Annotated in this window: 13 protein-coding genes and 1 CRISPR repeat array; of the genes, 11 read left to right on the top strand and 2 right to left on the bottom strand. The window is 52.3% G+C overall.

Annotation, left to right across the window (positions count from 1 at the left end; translation table 11 throughout):
- Position 1 precedes the first annotated feature (1 nt).
- The 6 genes from cas5c to cas2 are packed head-to-tail and all read left to right on the top strand — an operon-like array spanning position 2 to position 5,463.
- On the top strand, positions 2 to 667 hold the full coding sequence (gene cas5c, locus METFOR_RS13350; protein ID WP_015286683.1) for a type I-C CRISPR-associated protein Cas5c: 666 nt from the start codon (positions 2 to 4) through the stop codon (positions 665 to 667).
- A complete protein-coding gene (gene cas8c / locus METFOR_RS13345; RefSeq protein ID WP_015286682.1) occupies positions 664 to 2,550 on the top strand; it encodes a type I-C CRISPR-associated protein Cas8c/Csd1 in 1,887 nt (628 codons plus the stop codon). Before cas5c ends, cas8c begins: the two co-directional genes overlap by 4 nt.
- Positions 2,547 to 3,398, top strand: coding sequence for a type I-C CRISPR-associated protein Cas7/Csd2 (cas7c, locus tag METFOR_RS13340; protein ID WP_015286681.1), 852 nt, complete (start codon positions 2,547 to 2,549; stop codon positions 3,396 to 3,398). The genes cas8c and cas7c overlap by 4 nt, the downstream gene beginning before the upstream one ends.
- Positions 3,395 to 4,081: a CRISPR-associated protein Cas4 gene (gene cas4, locus METFOR_RS13335; RefSeq protein ID WP_015286680.1), complete on the top strand. Its 687-nt coding sequence runs from the start codon at positions 3,395 to 3,397 to the stop codon at positions 4,079 to 4,081. The genes cas7c and cas4 overlap by 4 nt, the downstream gene beginning before the upstream one ends.
- Before the next feature lie 49 nt (positions 4,082 to 4,130).
- Positions 4,131 to 5,162, top strand: a complete 1,032-nt coding sequence (gene cas1c, locus METFOR_RS13330; protein WP_015286679.1) for a type I-C CRISPR-associated endonuclease Cas1c — start codon at positions 4,131 to 4,133, stop codon at positions 5,160 to 5,162.
- A 10-nt stretch (positions 5,163 to 5,172) separates the two neighbouring features.
- Entirely contained in the window at positions 5,173 to 5,463 is a 291-nt protein-coding gene (gene cas2, locus METFOR_RS13325; RefSeq protein WP_015286678.1) for a CRISPR-associated endonuclease Cas2, read from the top strand.
- A gap of 230 nt (positions 5,464 to 5,693) precedes the next feature.
- A CRISPR array of direct repeats spans positions 5,694 to 10,467; the repeat unit is 32 nt; unit sequence GTCACTCCCTTCGCGGGAGTGTGGGTTGAAAT.
- Between the two features lie 294 nt (positions 10,468 to 10,761).
- On the opposite strand, the gene METFOR_RS13320 is transcribed toward cas2, so the two are convergent.
- A complete protein-coding gene (locus METFOR_RS13320) occupies positions 10,762 to 11,262 on the bottom strand; it encodes a putative zinc-binding protein (RefSeq protein WP_015286677.1) in 501 nt (166 codons plus the stop codon).
- Between the two features lie 101 nt (positions 11,263 to 11,363).
- A complete protein-coding gene (locus tag METFOR_RS13315) occupies positions 11,364 to 11,774 on the bottom strand; it encodes an ArsR/SmtB family transcription factor (protein WP_015286676.1) in 411 nt (136 codons plus the stop codon).
- Positions 11,775 to 11,871: 97 nt separating this feature from the next.
- Between METFOR_RS13315 and METFOR_RS13310 the strand changes: the two genes are divergently transcribed.
- Genes METFOR_RS13310 through METFOR_RS13290 form a run of 5 tightly spaced genes read left to right on the top strand, consistent with a single transcriptional unit; the run spans position 11,872 to position 14,318 of the window.
- The gene (locus tag METFOR_RS13310; RefSeq protein ID WP_015286675.1) at positions 11,872 to 12,141 is read left to right on the top strand and encodes a hypothetical protein; all 270 of its coding nucleotides are present in this window, start codon (positions 11,872 to 11,874) and stop codon (positions 12,139 to 12,141) included.
- Positions 12,142 to 12,162: 21 nt separating this feature from the next.
- Positions 12,163 to 12,399 carry a thioredoxin family protein gene (locus METFOR_RS13305; protein ID WP_048111428.1) on the top strand — a complete coding sequence of 79 codons (237 nt, stop codon included), beginning with the start codon at positions 12,163 to 12,165 and terminating at the stop codon, positions 12,397 to 12,399.
- Between the two features lie 4 nt (positions 12,400 to 12,403).
- Positions 12,404 to 12,868, top strand: coding sequence for a putative zinc-binding protein (locus METFOR_RS13300; RefSeq protein WP_015286673.1), 465 nt, complete (start codon positions 12,404 to 12,406; stop codon positions 12,866 to 12,868).
- A 14-nt stretch (positions 12,869 to 12,882) separates the two neighbouring features.
- Positions 12,883 to 13,245: a putative zinc-binding protein gene (locus tag METFOR_RS13295; RefSeq protein WP_048111426.1), complete on the top strand. Its 363-nt coding sequence runs from the start codon at positions 12,883 to 12,885 to the stop codon at positions 13,243 to 13,245.
- Complete coding sequence (locus METFOR_RS13290; RefSeq protein ID WP_015286671.1) at positions 13,230 to 14,318, top strand: permease; 1,089 nt, start codon at positions 13,230 to 13,232, stop codon at positions 14,316 to 14,318. Before METFOR_RS13295 ends, METFOR_RS13290 begins: the two co-directional genes overlap by 16 nt.
- The last annotated feature ends 1 nt before the right edge of the window (position 14,319 follow it).

Raw genomic sequence — 14,319 nt, 5'->3', positions numbered from 1 at the left:
GGTGGATATCGGATTTGGAGTCAAACTGAAAGTCTGGGGCGATTATGCCTGCTTCACACGCCCCGAGATGAAAGTCGAGCGGGTCAGCTACGATGTGATGACCCCTTCGGCTGCACGCGGGATTCTTGAAGCGATTTACTGGAAGCCCGCGATTGTCTGGGAGATCGACCGGATTCATGTGATGAAGCCGGTGAAGTTCGACAATATCCGGAGGAATGAAGTGCTGGGGAAGATCCCGCTCGCCCCGGTGAAGAGCGCATTCTCCGGAAAGGAGGCAGTGCTTTTTAAGGATGCAAATGACGAGCGGGTGCAGCGGGCTTCGATGGTGCTCCGTGATGTCGAGTATTACATTGAGGCGCACTTCAACATGACCGACAAGGCCGGGCCGGAGGATACCGTTGAGAAGCATTACAATGTCGCACTTCGGAGAATGCGAAAAGGCCAGTGCTTCCATCATCCATATTTCGGGTGCCGGGAATTCCCGGTGCAGTTTGAATTCATGGAAGGAGAGATTCCGAAGTCTGACCTTGCCGGGAAGAAGGATCTCGGTCTGATGCTCTGGGATATCGACTTCGCGAAGGACATGACACCAGTCTTCTTCCGGGCTGAGATGAACGATGGCGTGATCGATGTGAAGAGGTGCCTGAACGGGGGTGTCTTCTCGTGATCATCCAGTCGCTGGTCCGGTATTATGATATTCTTGCGGGAGATCCTACTGTAAAAATTCCTGAACCCGGTTATAGCTTAGCGGACATTTCATTCGCGCTTGTGATTTCACGAGATGGAAAACTGAAAAATATTCTTGATCTTCGGAGTGACGATAAGAGAAAAACACCAAAGGAAATGGAAACTCCGTATCAAAAATCCCGAGCTGTTGGAATAGTACCATACTTCGTGTCGGACAATGCAAAGTATATTTTTGGTATCGAGAAGGTCTCAAATGGTGAAAAAAAGAAGACAGCTGCTGAGATAGTCAAAATACTCGAAGAATCCGATGGTGAAAAAATTGTCGTGACCAAAAGATCCCTTGACTGCTTCAGCCGTTGTCGGGCACTTCACCATATCCTTATGGATGCGCTTGACGATTCTGACGTTCATTCATTTCTGGCATTCCTTGACAGTTGGAAACCAGAATCATCATTGCAGGATCCGAAACTTTCAGAATTCAAGGATCTCATCCTTGACGGAGGTCTCTTTGTTTTCGATATTGGTGGTAGATATATTCATGAAAATCCTGTCGTTCACCAAGCTTGGGACGAGTATTATGTCAATGGGAGGGGATTGGAACAGACTGAAATTGCACAATGTCTTGTTACCGGAAAGATGGCTCCAATCGCGGGTACTCATCAAAAAATCAAGAGGGTGCTGGGTGCACAACCTGCAGGTGCCAACCTTGTCAGTTTTAATGATGGTGCCTTTTGGTCTTACGGGAAAAATGATAATAAACAGGCTCTTAATGCCCCGGTCAGCGAATTGGCAATGTTCAAGTATACAACAGCTTTGAACCATTTGCTCAAACGCGACAGCAAAAACCGGATCCAGATCGGTGACACATCGACTGTCTTCTGGGCTGATACTACGAAGAAAAACTGCGAAAATCTTGCACATTTCCTCATTGATCCGGTAGAAGATGAAGAGGAGGCAGATCCGAACTCGGAGGGATCTTTAAGACAGCAGGATCGCGGGACACGTCAGCTCGTGAACGATATCCTCCAGAAAGTAAAAACCGGGAAATATCTGGAGGAGAAGGATCTCGGAGTCGATCCTAATACTACGAACTTCTACATCCTCGGGCTGTCGCCCAACAATGCCCGGCTTGCAGTCCGTTATTGGCACCAGGACAATTTTGGGAATTTCATCACACGGCTTGCCCGCCATCACCTCGATATGGAGATTGATCGTGACAATCGCGGGGCGCAGTATATTTCGATGTACCGTCTTCTGCGGGAGACCGTCCCCCAGAGTTCAACGGATAAGGCAGCGTCGCCGCTGCTTGGAGGGCTGCTGATGCGTTCCATTCTTGATGATACTCCGTACCCGGTCCCGATGTACAATGCCATCGTGAACCGGGTCAAGGTCGAGCGTTCAATTAACTATGCCCGGGCCGGTTTCATCAAGGCCTGCCTGATCCGGATGGCACGAGCGAGAGGAAAACATGAAGAGGATATGATTACTGTGAGTCTGAACGAAAAGAGCACCGATGTCCCGTACCGTCTCGGACGGCTGTTTGCGGTACTAGAGAAAGCGCAGAGCGATTCGAACAAGGATCTCAAGAGCACGATCAACAGCAAGTATTTCAGCAGCGCCTCAACAACCCCGGCGGTTGTATTCCCGGTCCTGCTGAAACTGGCGCAGCACCATATTGCCAAATCCGACTGGGGATTTAAATCGAATCAGTGGATCGAGGAAGTTGTATCGGGTATCGATGAATTCCCGGCATTCCTGAACCTTGAGGATCAGGGCAAATTCATGCTGGGATATTACCATCAGCGGAAGGCATTTTTCAAAAAGAAGGAAGCAAGCGAGGATAACAAGGAGGATAAGAAATGAGCGAAGTGATCAAGAGCAGGTATGAATTCGTATTGCTATTCGATGTTGAGAACGGGAATCCGAACGGCGACCCGGACATGGGAAACATGCCACGGGTTGATCCGCAGACCGGTTATGGTATCGTGACTGATGTCTGCCTGAAACGGAAGATCCGCGATTATGTGGATATGGTGAAAACCGGAAATGAAGGGTATGACATCTACGTGAAAGATGGTGTTGTTCTCAACGAACAGCACACGAAAGCCTATGCTGCTCTGAAAAGGAAACCGGATTCCAAGAAACCCAAAGACGATGAGCTCGCGAAATTCATGTGCAAGAATTTCTTCGATATTCGCGCATTCGGTGCAGTCATGGCACTCGAAGTGAATTGCGGACAGGTCCGTGGACCAGTCCAGCTCACCTTTGCCCGGAGTCAGGACCCGATCTTCCAGCAGGAGGTTACAATCACCCGTCAGGCGGTGGCAAATGTCAAAGATGCCGATAAGGGCCAGACCATGGGTAAAAAACAGATCGTACCCTACGGCCTGTACCGGGCTGAGGGCTATGTCTCCGCGCACCTTGCGAAGAAGACAACCGGATTCTCCGAAGACGATCTCGCCCTACTCTGGGAGAGCCTCGTCAACATGTTCGAGCATGACCATTCGGCTTCACGCGGAAAACTTTCGGCAAGGAAGCTGATCGTCTTTAAACACGACAGCGAGCTTGGCTGCTGCCAGTCCCATGTCCTGTTCGACAAAGTGAAAATCGAACGGCTTGGAAAAGATCTCCCGCCGCGATCATTCAAGGACTACAAGGTTACGATTGACAAAGATGTGCCGAAAGGAGTGACAATCATAGAAAAGTTATGAGCGACAAGCGCTATACCGAAGACGAGTTGCTCCTGCTATCAGGTATCCAGCACTTCCGCTTCTGCAAACGGCAGTGGGCGCTGATCCATGTCGAACAACAGTGGCAGGACAACCTCCGCACGCAGGAGGGACACTTTGTTCACGAGCGGGTCGATGACCCGTTCCTCAACGAGTCGCGGGGAGATGTTATCATCTCACGGGCATTTCCCCTTGTCTCATACGAGCTCGGACTTACCGGCATTGCGGATGTGATCGAGTACACCCGGTCAGATAATGGAGTTCCTGTATCCGGCTTTGAGGGCCGGTGGATCATGAGGCCGGTTGAATACAAACGGGGCAAACCGAAGATCGATGAACGCGATGAGGTTCAGCTCTGCGCACAGGTCATGTGCGTTGAGGAAATGTTCGGAGTCCGGATTGACGAAGCGGATCTCTATTACAACGAGATCCGACGGAGGCAGCGGATTGCAATTACTGATGATCTCCGGAGCATAGTGCAAGCGCTGGCGGAGGAGATGCATACAGTCTTTCGGAATGGAATCACACCCCCGGCAGAACCCGGGAAACACTGCACCCTGTGTTCGCTTGTTGATGTCTGTGTCCCGAGACTGACGAAGAAAAAAAGTTCTGTCCGGAATTACATCGGGAGCCATATCCGGGAGGCATGCATTCCCGATACCTGATTATCGATGATCGTCCGGGTTTTCGATCAATCCGGACAGGAATTTCCCTATGAGAAAACTGCTCAATACCCTCTACGTAACAACTCCGGAATCCTATCTTCACCGTGACGGAGAAAATGTTATTATCAAAGTCGGCAGCGCGGAGACGTTCAGGATCCCCGTACACAACCTTGAAGGAATTGTCTGCTTCGGGTATATGGGTGCAAGCCCGCACCTGATGCAGTTATGTTCGGAGCATAATGTCGGGCTATCCTTCCTGACACCCCACGGGAGATTCCAGGGCCGGGTAAACGGCAGGGTCCGGGGCAATGTTCTATTACGGCGCACTCAGTACCGCATTGCCGACAATCCGGAAGTATCTCTTGCTATTGCGAAATGTCTTATCACGGCAAAGATCGTGAACTGCCGGACCGTTCTCGGGCGCAGTCTCCGTGACCATGGTACAGTAATCGGATGCGAAAAGATCCGGGCTGCTGACAATCTTCTCATTGAAAACCTGATAAAAATTGAAACCTGTAAGGATGCTGATACGCTCCGTGGCATCGAAGGGAACTGCGCGAAGTTCTATTTCGATGTCTTTGATGAACTGATCCTGAAGCAGAAGAATGATTTCTTCCTTCACGACAGAAACCGCCGGCCTCCCCGGGACAACATGAACGCACTCCTGTCGTTCCTGTACACACTCCTCGCCCATGATGTGGAATCTGCGCTGGAAACGGTGGGACTCGATCCCTATGTCGGTTTCTTCCACACCGACCGGCCCGGCCGGGCCAGCCTCGCACTGGACATGATGGAAGAGCTCCGGCCGTTCATCGCAGACCGGCTTGCGCTGAATCTTGTGAACCTGCAACAGGTTTGCGGAGAGGATTTCCTGAAAAAGGAAGGCGGAGGGATCATCCTGACCGATAAGGGTCGCAAGGCTGTGCTCGCCGCATGGCAGAAACGAAAGCAGGACGAAATTACTCATCCATATATTGATGAAAAGATCCAGATCGGTCTTCTTCCCTACACGCAGAGTCTCTTAATGGCGAGATATTTACGCGGCGATATTGAGGGGTACCCGCCCTTCTTCATGAACTGAGGTTGCACACATGATGGTCCTGGTTACGTATGATGTCAACACGGAAACGCCCGAAGGTCGGCGAAGACTTCGACACGTTGCCCGGGAATGCGTGAATTATGGTCAGCGGGTCCAGAACTCGGTGTTCGAATGTCTCGTTGATCCGGCACAGTTTGCAAAGCTTAAACACTCCCTGGCAGGAATAATCGATAAGGAACGGGACAGTGTCCGGTTTTATTTTCTCGGCGCCAACTGGAAGAACCGGGTCGAACATCTCGGGAGCAATACCGGATATGATCCCGAGGGCCTCCTGGTAACGTGATGCGTGCGAACCGGAAGCGATCATGGTTCTCCCCGAAGGTTCGCGGAAATTTTTCCGGTTTTCTATTTATTTGATTCCCATCCCCCGCAAGATTTGAAAGGACTTTGAACTATCTAAGGATTTATCGAAAAAATACGTAAAGGAAAATCCAATTGTTATTATTCGGGGATTTCTCATTTACTGCACATACATCAGGTATTTCTTCATGAACACTTAACGAGTATTTTACAGTCACTCCCTTCGCGGGAGTGTGGGTTGAAATAAATTTAAGGGTTAAAAACCAGGGAAACGTAAAAGTCACTCCCTTCGCGGGAGTGTGGGTTGAAATACCATGTTGCACACCATTTAACCGATAGATAAAGTCACTCCCTTCGCGGGAGTGTGGGTTGAAATTGGAAATTATACAGCAACAAATTTAGAACCTAAGTCACTCCCTTCGCGGGAGTGTGGGTTGAAATCTTTGCCCTCCAATCCCTGTATTCAGCGTAATAGTCACTCCCTTCGCGGGAGTGTGGGTTGAAATCTTAATGGGATTGCGCGTAAACAGTAAACTTTACGTCACTCCCTTCGCGGGAGTGTGGGTTGAAATCGATGAACATCCAGATCACATCCCGAGCTCATCAAGTCACTCCCTTCGCGGGAGTGTGGGTTGAAATTCATGGATGTAAAACGGATACTTGCAATAGTAGTCACTCCCTTCGCGGGAGTGTGGGTTGAAATATACAACCCGGTCCACTCGCACCCTATCAAGGGAGTCACTCCCTTCGCGGGAGTGTGGGTTGAAATTATCAAGGTCGGAGCGAGTCGCTCAAGGATCCCCGTCACTCCCTTCGCGGGAGTGTGGGTTGAAATCCGTCAGGACATGCGGCCCCGTCTTCAGGAACGCGTCACTCCCTTCGCGGGAGTGTGGGTTGAAATATCCGGAACGGGTGAATACAATTGCCCATCTAAGTCACTCCCTTCGCGGGAGTGTGGGTTGAAATAGTTCGATAACCAACGCCTGCTGTGCAGGAGTGAGTCACTCCCTTCGCGGGAGTGTGGGTTGAAATACTCTGTTTCTGCCGCTTCCTCCTCTCCCTCCTTTTCGTCACTCCCTTCGCGGGAGTGTGGGTTGAAATAGCATCTCCACGATCAGCAACGCGATCTCGGAGCGTCACTCCCTTCGCGGGAGTGTGGGTTGAAATTTTGATTACCGGCGCGATGCAACGCTGGTGGTCCCGGTCACTCCCTTCGCGGGAGTGTGGGTTGAAATTTTTGTGGTAGATATACGGTCAACAAAAGAGACGTCACTCCCTTCGCGGGAGTGTGGGTTGAAATCGCTTACCATCCTTGATCCGGTCAACAGACCACCGAGTCACTCCCTTCGCGGGAGTGTGGGTTGAAATAATTTTAGACAGATAATGAAGTGGTTTTGTATTAGTCACTCCCTTCGCGGGAGTGTGGGTTGAAATCCCCATTGATCCGCAAAGGCATCCGCGATTCCCCGGAAGTCACTCCCTTCGCGGGAGTGTGGGTTGAAATACCGTGAATGGTGCAATAAATGCCGTCACCATGTCACTCCCTTCGCGGGAGTGTGGGTTGAAATCAACGCGGGTCCGGTGGAATCCATCCACCACTTCAGTCACTCCCTTCGCGGGAGTGTGGGTTGAAATATTGCAGCGCAGGCGTTAATCTGCATGATCGCAAGTCACTCCCTTCGCGGGAGTGTGGGTTGAAATTTATATTAGAGCAGGAGATGAAAAAGAATGGTAACGTCACTCCCTTCGCGGGAGTGTGGGTTGAAATTGCGTAAGGCTAACAACCTTTGAAACATTGCAGGTCACTCCCTTCGCGGGAGTGTGGGTTGAAATTCTTCCACGGCACGATCCAGAGCTTTGAAACACTGGTCACTCCCTTCGCGGGAGTGTGGGTTGAAATTATAGAGATTGATTCTAGTACAACATATTTAAGTCACTCCCTTCGCGGGAGTGTGGGTTGAAATCTGATTACAAAGATTGTCATGACAACCAGTAAAAAGGTCACTCCCTTCGCGGGAGTGTGGGTTGAAATTACAGATAGCGTTGCATCTACTAAACCGTTAAGTCACTCCCTTCGCGGGAGTGTGGGTTGAAATAAAGTGTAGCATACAGGGAGATGCAAAGCGCAATGTCACTCCCTTCGCGGGAGTGTGGGTTGAAATTGCATAAGGCTAACAACCTTTGAAACATTGCAGGTCACTCCCTTCGCGGGAGTGTGGGTTGAAATTTGATAATGTTATTTGAATCGGGAGTAATGCCAAGTCACTCCCTTCGCGGGAGTGTGGGTTGAAATTGCGAGATGCAGACGTGGCCCGGGTGCTGGCAAAGTCACTCCCTTCGCGGGAGTGTGGGTTGAAATTGATCGACGAACAAAAGACAGGTGTGCAAAATGGGTCACTCCCTTCGCGGGAGTGTGGGTTGAAATAATCTCCCATGAGTACACCAGACAATATGTGGAGTCACTCCCTTCGCGGGAGTGTGGGTTGAAATACACATCCTTTTCCGCATTCCACCGAGGAAAGCGGTCACTCCCTTCGCGGGAGTGTGGGTTGAAATAGGGAGGATACAAGAAAAAGATCAGGGACGCATAGTCACTCCCTTCGCGGGAGTGTGGGTTGAAATAAGCTCCTGATGTACATGGCGGGCACGTACGGCGTCACTCCCTTCGCGGGAGTGTGGGTTGAAATCTGCACTCTTTCAAGGCACCCTTCGCAGCAATCCGTCACTCCCTTCGCGGGAGTGTGGGTTGAAATCGAAAGTCTATGAACGGATCTGGGATCTGAAACGTCACTCCCTTCGCGGGAGTGTGGGTTGAAATCGGACGAATGCGGCCCGGACGATGGGGCCGGACCTGTCACTCCCTTCGCGGGAGTGTGGGTTGAAATATCGAGCTCGAACCTCTCCGGGGCGGGTAATGCGTCACTCCCTTCGCGGGAGTGTGGGTTGAAATTATTACGTCAATTGGAGGGGGCGGTCCATCTGAGTCACTCCCTTCGCGGGAGTGTGGGTTGAAATAGAGTTTGCGACCGGGATGAAAACTGCGATGGGGGTCACTCCCTTCGCGGGAGTGTGGGTTGAAATTATCGGCATGACAAGCCATCCCCACCATACGAAGTCACTCCCTTCGCGGGAGTGTGGGTTGAAATTCCAGATGTCTAAAAAATATCTCTGTGATCAAAAGTCACTCCCTTCGCGGGAGTGTGGGTTGAAATCCGCTGCAGGCTTTGCGGGGGAAAGGTTGATCCGTCACTCCCTTCGCGGGAGTGTGGGTTGAAATATACACGACACCGGACTGCATCCCGTCGAAGGGTCACTCCCTTCGCGGGAGTGTGGGTTGAAATTGTAATATGTTTGGGTGATATTATGATTGATGAGTCACTCCCTTCGCGGGAGTGTGGGTTGAAATTTTAATTCATTGTGCAGATTTATTATCTATATCTGTCACTCCCTTCGCGGGAGTGTGGGTTGAAATTTTACGTTAACCATGTACTTTCATCTCCTGAAAATGTCACTCCCTTCGCGGGAGTGTGGGTTGAAATTCCGCGATCGCGTAACGGTGAAGGTTAAAAAATAGTCACTCCCTTCGCGGGAGTGTGGGTTGAAATCATGATTCTTTCGGGTTCGCGATGTACACAAAGGCGGTCACTCCCTTCGCGGGAGTGTGGGTTGAAATACAGAGTACCCATTATGCACATACACATTTTTTCGTCACTCCCTTCGCGGGAGTGTGGGTTGAAATATGCCTCGGGAAGTTGAGATCCACGGAAGCGAAAGGTCACTCCCTTCGCGGGAGTGTGGGTTGAAATTATGAGGTTGAACTGGAACTCCCCGACATGCTGAGTCACTCCCTTCGCGGGAGTGTGGGTTGAAATACAGAGCTCCATAAAATCCCCTGCTTGAAAGAAGTCACTCCCTTCGCGGGAGTGTGGGTTGAAATTGCATCGATCTTTCGGTATACTCTGCCATTTGCAGTCACTCCCTTCGCGGGAGTGTGGGTTGAAATTTCCAGAATACGATAAACTGCGGTCAAACCAGGAGTCACTCCCTTCGCGGGAGTGTGGGTTGAAATTTTCCAACGGGATGGTCATTGACGAGCGGGGCAGTCACTCCCTTCGCGGGAGTGTGGGTTGAAATTGGTCCATCAATAAAAGGTGGTTCACGAATAGCGTCACTCCCTTCGCGGGAGTGTGGGTTGAAATATTCCATCGCCATTGAAACAAAGGGCGATGCAAGTCACTCCCTTCGCGGGAGTGTGGGTTGAAATACGGGTTACCTGTTGGTCCGGTCGTGGCTCGACAGTCACTCCCTTCGCGGGAGTGTGGGTTGAAATTGAACAAACCTGCCGGTACGGGAACGACTCCTGAAGTCACTCCCTTCGCGGGAGTGTGGGTTGAAATATCAAAAGCCCATATTCTAGGGTCATCTCCTAGTCACTCCCTTCGCGGGAGTGTGGGTTGAAATGGATAGTACCGGGGGCACTGTGCTGTATTCCGGAGTCACTCCCTTCGCGGGAGTGTGGGTTGAAATCAGGCGCTTGTCGTGATGGGAGAGAAGGACGGTGGTCACTCCCTTCGCGGGAGTGTGGGTTGAAATATAGAGCTCCTTGACGTATGGCGGATCGGTGAAGTCACTCCCTTCGCGGGAGTGTGGGTTGAAATTCCCCACTTCCCTGACCATGCCCCGAGAATCGAGTCACTCCCTTCGCGGGAGTGTGGGTTGAAATCCCCGGATCTACACGCAACAGATTTGAAAAAATAGTCACTCCCTTCGCGGGAGTGTGGGTTGAAATCTTCGGCACTCGTCACATGAACGACCGCCATAAGTCACTCCCTTCGCGGGAGTGTGGATTGAAATATTATCGGGCCGATTATGAATTACCTGATCGCGTGGTCACTCCCTTAGCAGGGGTGTGGATTGAAATGTTGATCAACGCCTGCAACAATTCCCTAAAATGTGGCACTCCCCCTGCGGGAGTGTGGATTGAAATTGGACATACTGATTCAGGGAAATGGGATCCACCAGTGCCCTGCACCCTCACTCTCCCGATCCCAGCCAGATCCTCAAACCGGGAGTTCCTATACTGTCATTTTTCCGGGGCAATATCAGCCTCTGTAGGGGGAAATATCTCCAAAAACCCTCCCGTTCCAAATCGCTGTACTCCAATTCGCCAAAAAGTGCGATCCTACGGAAACCGATTCTCCAAAATGGCCTCTGATTCGAAAACGGAACGATTAAAATGGATTTTGTTTTGGGCAGTCTGACTCGCGGGAAGATCCCGTGTTTACGACGATAACCCGCCCAACTCAGTCCCCCATCTCCCGCACCCGGGACTCTTGCAGGGATTCGATGCCGGGGATCCGCTCAGGTAGTTCCTGACCACCTGCTCCGCTATCTGGTGGGCATAGATGGTGAACATCTCATCCGGCACCTCATCGATCCCGAACGGCAGGTCGAGATTGTAGATGAGATCGGCCCGGACGATCTCCGGCTTCAGGTCCGGCAGGACGCCCTGCATCATCCGCGACGAACAGTTGATGAAGCACCCTTCGATGGCGATGACCCTCTCCGCCCGGCGCACGAGGTTCCGCTGGCCGGTATCTTTCGTGAAGGCCCCGCCCAGGCAGATCCGTACGGTGGAGTCCGCTCTGAGCCGGTGGGCCACCAGGTTTGCTGCCCGCTGCTGCCCTGCCGACTGCCCCCTCCGGAGCGACTGGGAGGACGAACTCGCGCAGGAGAAGGCTGAGATCACGGGATCCCGTGTTGAAGAACTGAACCGGCTCATGAAACTGCTCGAACCACAAGATCTACAAGATCGATGAGAAGAAAATTCCGGTTCTCAGAACGATTGCCGGTGCCGTGAACTGATTCCTGCAAAATTTTTTTTTATTTTCCCGCGTTCTCTGTGCATTGCATCAACCGGCGCCCGCGTCCGGTGATGGAATAAATGATCCAGTTCCCGTGGCTTTCGCCTTCGATCAGGCCGCTTTCCTTTAAGATCGTGAGATGATAGGACAGCTTGGAGTTTGCCAGGCGCATGAACCGGTTAATGACGCAAACGCAGAGCGGCTGATCCCTGATGAGATAGAGAATCGTAAGGCGGAGCGGGTCAGCGAGCGCGTGATGGATCCTGGCCTCTTCTTCGAGTTCCGATCGCGCGGGAATGCTCCTGGTGAGCGCTTCAAAACCTCCGCACGCTTCGAGATCTTTCTGGATCTGCTCGGGGATCTCCATCTCTTCATAATCAGGAGCACTCCTCCGTTTCGGACTGCAGCAGGATGCGGTCACACGTTTCATTTCAAAATAATCTGAAATAACAAGATATATAACCTTGCCCTGTGCATGCTATTTCAACAAAATTTGAAATATCGGAATATGTTCCGGAGCAACGGAGATGGAAAACGAAGACAAACCGTGCTGCGCTGCGGATGCTCTCCGGCGAATCCGTCAGGTGAAGATCAACGGCATCATGACCGGGATCACGATGCTTGATCAGAGCATTGCCGCTGTCAGGGCAGAGGGCCTGACCAGCGAGACCGCGATTCGCGAGGCGCTCATGAAACGGGTGAATGTGTACAACTACGTCCCGCCCGCGGTCGAGAACCACTACGCCGAAGCACTCATGGAAGAGTACAGGAACGTGACTAAAAAGAACGAACAATGAACAATGACGGTGAAAAAGACCATGACAAAAATTGAAGTGCTCGGGACCGGCTGCGCGAAATGCAAGCGGCTCCTTTCGAATGCTGAACAGGCAGTGGATGAACTGAAGATGAACGCAGAGGTCATCAAGGTCGATGACATCGACGTGATCGTTGACCGGGGCGTGATGATGACACCAGCGCTTTTCATCAATGGCGAAGTGCGGGCGGAAGGCCGGGTTCCTGATGTGAACGAGATCAAGAAAATGCTGATGGAGTGATACCATGACCGGGAAACCAACCTGCTCCTGCGGGGCGAACGAACCGAAGCGGATCATCTTTCCCTGTGCGGGACAGGCGAATGTCGGAGAATTGACAAACCTTGCAGCGCTGCAGCTGACCGAAGAGGGGTATGGCAGCATCGCCTGCCTTGCCCTGCTCGGGATCGGTGCAGAGAACCTGATTGCGAATACCCTCAGTGCGGATGAAGTCGTTGTCCTTGACGGCTGCCCGATGCTCTGCGCAAAGAAGATTGCCGGGGCACAGGGTGTTGCTGCGGGCCAGCACCTGGTCCTGACCGAGATGGGAATCGCAAAGGGCCCTTCGAAGAATTACACCGATGGAGACATCGAGAAGGTTGTTTCCGCCTGCTGGAAGGGCGAGGGGCGCGTAAAGAATGTCGTACCTTCCGATAAGAAGTCCGGTGGGGAGGAGAACGGGTGCGGCTGCGGGTGCAGCGGGACCTGTTAACGGAGGGGGAGATCATGACATCTGCACTGGTAACCTGTTCCGGCGTATCCAATACCGGAAAACTCACGACACAGGCCGGGATGATCGTGATGCAGCGAAAGCCGGGAATGTTCCAGTGCATGAACTGCAAGCAGTCTGCAGAATCCCTGCGGACAGAGGCGGCTGGATCTGACCGTCTCATCGTCATCGACGGGTGTACGGATTGTTGTGCAACCAAAAAACTCTCCGCTGCAGGCCTTGAACCGGATATCCACATCATCGCCACCGAACTGGGGATTGAGAAGAATGGTATGGCCGAAGTCCGGTTCGAGGAGATCGAAAAAGTTGTCAGGGCGATCCTGGACAATGGGAGCATCACATCGTGTACGAAGACCTGATCCTGACCGGTGTTACCGGGGGAATCGCGGCACTTGTCGATTATCTCTCGGCGCACGTCCTCACCTGCCTCATCCCCGCGTTCTTCATCGCAGGCGCAATCAATGCCCTGCTGAACAAGGACGCGATCACGAAGTATCTTGGAGAAAAGTCGCCGGCATACAAGGCATACCCGGTCGCGGTCATCGGGGGGCTCCTCCTCGCGGTCTGCTCCTGCACAATCCTCCCGCTCTTTGCCGGGATCAAGAAGAAAGGTGCGGGTATCGGGCCGGCCATCGCCTTTCTTTACACGGCTCCGGCAACCAATATCCTCGCCGTTGCATTCACCTGGAGCGTGATCGGGGCTGACTTTGCCATCGCCCGTATCGTCCTCTCCGTCACGTTCGCCATCATGATCGGGCTGATCATCTCGAAGCTCTTTTCCGAAACGACCACATCGGCGCCGGCCCCCATTGCCTGCGCGTGCGGTCCGGCCGATATACCGGAGAGCGGGAAGAGCCAGAAGCACGTTGTCCTGTTTATCGCGACACTGGTTGCTATCCTCTTCGCCGGCACCTGGGCGATCTTCATGGAGAACCGTCTTATCGGCATCCCGCTCCGGTTCCTCCTCCTCCCGTTCCTCATCCTCCTGATCGTGATCGAGGCACGGAAATGGTTCTCGAAGGATGAGCAGAAGGCATGGCTGGAGGAGACCTGGTCATTCATGAAGAAGATCTTCCCCCTGCTCTTCATCGGCATCTTCGCCGCCGGGATTATCAGCGCCCTGCTGCCGAAGGACTTCCTCGGCCTGTATCTTGGTGATAATACGGTCATGGCTAACCTGATCGCCGTGCTTTTCGGGACCTTCATGTACTTCCCGACACTCGTTGAGGTACCGATGGCAAAGATGTTCCTTGACCTCGGTATGGCAAAGGGGCCGCTGCTTGCGTACGTGCTCGCGGACCCGGTCATCTCCCTGCCAAGCATCCTCGTGGTCCGGAAGTTCATGGGGACAAAGCAGACCATCGCCTATGTGCTGCTGATCGTGTTCTTCTGCACGATTGCCGGGTTGATCTACGGTTCATTTGCGGGGTGAG

It is taken from the genome of Methanoregula formicica SMSP (assembly GCF_000327485.1).
GTDB classification, from domain to species: domain Archaea; phylum Halobacteriota; class Methanomicrobia; order Methanomicrobiales; family Methanospirillaceae; genus Methanoregula; species Methanoregula formicica.
This window is presented reverse-complemented; position numbering and strand designations above follow the sequence as displayed.

Excerpts from the sequence above, each read along its gene's own strand:
- cas4 (WP_015286680.1), top strand. The coding sequence starts at position 3,395 with ATGAGCGACAAGCGCTATACCGAAGACGAGTTGCTCCTGCTATCAGGT.
- cas1c (WP_015286679.1), top strand. The coding sequence starts at position 4,131 with ATGAGAAAACTGCTCAATACCCTCTACGTAACAACTCCGGAATCCTAT.
- METFOR_RS13300 (WP_015286673.1), top strand. The coding sequence starts at position 12,404 with ATGACCGGGAAACCAACCTGCTCCTGCGGGGCGAACGAACCGAAGCGG.
- cas7c (WP_015286681.1), top strand. The coding sequence starts at position 2,547 with ATGAGCGAAGTGATCAAGAGCAGGTATGAATTCGTATTGCTATTCGAT.
- METFOR_RS13305 (WP_048111428.1), top strand. The coding sequence starts at position 12,163 with ATGACAAAAATTGAAGTGCTCGGGACCGGCTGCGCGAAATGCAAGCGG.
- METFOR_RS13320 (WP_015286677.1), bottom strand. The coding sequence starts at position 11,262 with ATGAGCCGGTTCAGTTCTTCAACACGGGATCCCGTGATCTCAGCCTTC.
- METFOR_RS13310 (WP_015286675.1), top strand. The coding sequence starts at position 11,872 with ATGGAAAACGAAGACAAACCGTGCTGCGCTGCGGATGCTCTCCGGCGA.
- cas2 (WP_015286678.1), top strand. The coding sequence starts at position 5,173 with ATGATGGTCCTGGTTACGTATGATGTCAACACGGAAACGCCCGAAGGT.
- METFOR_RS13315 (WP_015286676.1), bottom strand. The coding sequence starts at position 11,774 with ATGAAACGTGTGACCGCATCCTGCTGCAGTCCGAAACGGAGGAGTGCT.
- METFOR_RS13295 (WP_048111426.1), top strand. The coding sequence starts at position 12,883 with ATGACATCTGCACTGGTAACCTGTTCCGGCGTATCCAATACCGGAAAA.